Annotated in this window: 1 protein-coding gene and 1 pseudogene; both read left to right on the top strand. The window is 66.7% G+C overall.

Going from position 1 to position 1,230, the window contains the following annotated elements:
* A pseudogene (locus CW742_RS13880) lies at nt 1–418 on the top strand (hypothetical protein); the annotation flags it as partial.
* Between the two features lie 122 nt (nt 419–540).
* On the top strand, nt 541–1,230 hold a 690-nt coding region (locus CW742_RS13875; RefSeq protein ID WP_292421394.1), incomplete at its 3' end, for an aldehyde dehydrogenase.

The following is a 1,230-nucleotide window of genomic DNA, read 5'->3' as shown; positions in this document are numbered from 1 at the left end:
GCTCGAGGTTCTGCGAATGGCACGAACACCGGGGGAACTTGCCGGTGTGCGCGATGAGGTGGGCCGGATCTACCGCGCAGCACGTGAAGGGCTCCCGGACGCGGACCCGGCACTGCTCGCGCTCAGCCGCCGGATCAGCCGCACCCGGTACGCGCATCGCTGCCTCGAGGGCGCTGCCGTGCAGGCATACCGGGATGCCGGGGTAGAGATTGCGCCGGGGATGCAGGTCCGGTACATCGTGCGCAACGCATCGCGGTACGAGGTCGATCCCCCGTGGGATGCCCGCGCCGTTGACATCGCATTCTATCGCACTCTTGCAAGGAAAGCATGGATGGAGATCGCGTATGCATTCGGCCAGGGTGGGAGACCGGCCGGGGGATGCGGGGAGCCTCAGTCTTCGGTTTGCTGCATCCCGTGAGCCGGGCACCGGGTGCTGGCGAGGTGCACGGGCGATCCCGCTCGCAAGCGCCAAACGGTGTACCGACCCGCCTGTGCCAAATAGCATGAATGCAAAATACAACCGTACACGGGGCTGATGCCATGGAGATGAGGATCGGGGGAGACGAGACCGCAGCAACCGGTGAACGCTGGATTAGTGTGAAAAACCCGGCAACCGGCGAGGTTATCGACCGGGTACCGGCCGGGGCCGCAGAGGATGTCGCCCGGGCGGTGGATGCCGCCCTTGCTGCAGCGGACGGCTGGAAGAAGAAGACCATGCGGGAACGCGGGACCGTGCTCTTCCGCGCCGCCGCCGCAGTCCGTGAGCAGCACAAGGATCTCGCCCGGCTCCTGACCCAGGAGCAGGGCAAGCCCCTGCACGAGGCCATCGATGAGGTGCGCGGGTTTGCAAACATCCTGGAGTTCTATGCAGGGATCTCGGCGCAGTCATCTGGCGATGCGGTCCGGCTTGGGGCCGCCGGCGACTGCATGGTTGTGCGCGAACCGCTGGGCGTCTGCGCCGCGATCATACCGTGGAACATGCCGGTCCTCATCCTCGGCTGGAAGACCGGCCCGGCCCTGCTTGCCGGAAACCCGCTTGTTGTGAAACCCTCCTCGACAACGCCTCTGACGAGCCTGCGGCTCGCTGCACTCCTCGACCAGGCCGGGCTGCCCCCCGGGGTCCTGAACATGGTGACCGGCACCGGGGTGGAGGCGGGCGAGGCGCTGGTGCGCCACCCGGAGGTGAAGAAGATCTCGTTCACCGGCAACAGCGTAACCGGGGCACGGGTA

The sequence above is a fragment of the Methanoregula sp. genome, from assembly GCF_002835825.1.
Classification (GTDB): Archaea; Halobacteriota; Methanomicrobia; order Methanomicrobiales; family Methanospirillaceae; genus Methanoregula.
This window is presented reverse-complemented; position numbering and strand designations above follow the sequence as displayed.